Source organism: Lacrimispora sp. 38-1 (assembly GCF_049890855.1).
Classification (GTDB): Bacteria; Bacillota; Clostridia; order Lachnospirales; family Lachnospiraceae; genus Lacrimispora.
The window spans coordinates 1-726 of sequence record NZ_JBANEW010000036.1 but is presented as its reverse complement, the minus strand read 5'-3'; the positions used below and the strand labels follow the sequence as shown (position 1 = coordinate 726).

General features: G+C 64.3%; 1 protein-coding gene. It reads left to right on the top strand.

All coding sequences use genetic code 11. The features are described from left to right. Positions 1 to 726: OB-fold nucleic acid binding domain-containing protein (locus tag V7D18_RS08170; RefSeq protein WP_426153220.1), on the top strand; the 726-nt coding region annotated here is incomplete at both ends.

The following is a 726-nucleotide window of genomic DNA, read 5'->3' as shown; positions in this document are numbered from 1 at the left end:
CGAACCGAAACCCCCAGTATCGCCGAGAGCGCCTGACCTCCATGGCCACCTCTCTGGATGACATCCCGGTCACCCAGCTCAAAGGCGTCGGCAGTGCCCTGGCGGGCAAGCTGGATCGCCTGGGCATCGCCTCGCTGCAGGATCTGCTGTTTCATCTGCCGCACCGTTATGAAGATCGAACCCGTGTGGTGCCCATGGGCCGTCTGCGGATCGGGGACGTGGCGGTGGTTGAAGGTGAGGTGGTCAAGACCGATCTGGTGATGGGTCGACGCCGCAGTCTTCAGGTCACCCTCAGGGACGACACCGGTTTCCTGGTGCTGCGGTTTTTTCACTTCAATGCCGCCCAGAAAAACCAACTCGAAGAGGGGGTGCGGGTCCGCTGTTTTGGCGAAGTCCGCCCGGGCCGTGCGGGTTTCGAGTTTTATCATCCCGAATATCAGGTGAATCCCCCGGCCATGCCGCCGGCGGGCCAGGCGACTCTGACGCCGGTCTATCCGCTGACCGAGGGCATTCAGCAGCCGCGCGTGCGCAGCCTGTGTCAGCAGGCGCTGGGGTATCTGGATCGCTTCCCGATCCGGGAATGGCTGCCTGAGACTCTGTTGTCGGACTATCAGCTGCCGGGTATCACCGAGGCGGTGCGGCTGGTGCATGCGCCACCGGCGGACGCCCCGGTCCCGTTGCTGATGGAGGGCCGGCATCCGGCGCAACAGCGGCTGGTGATGGAAG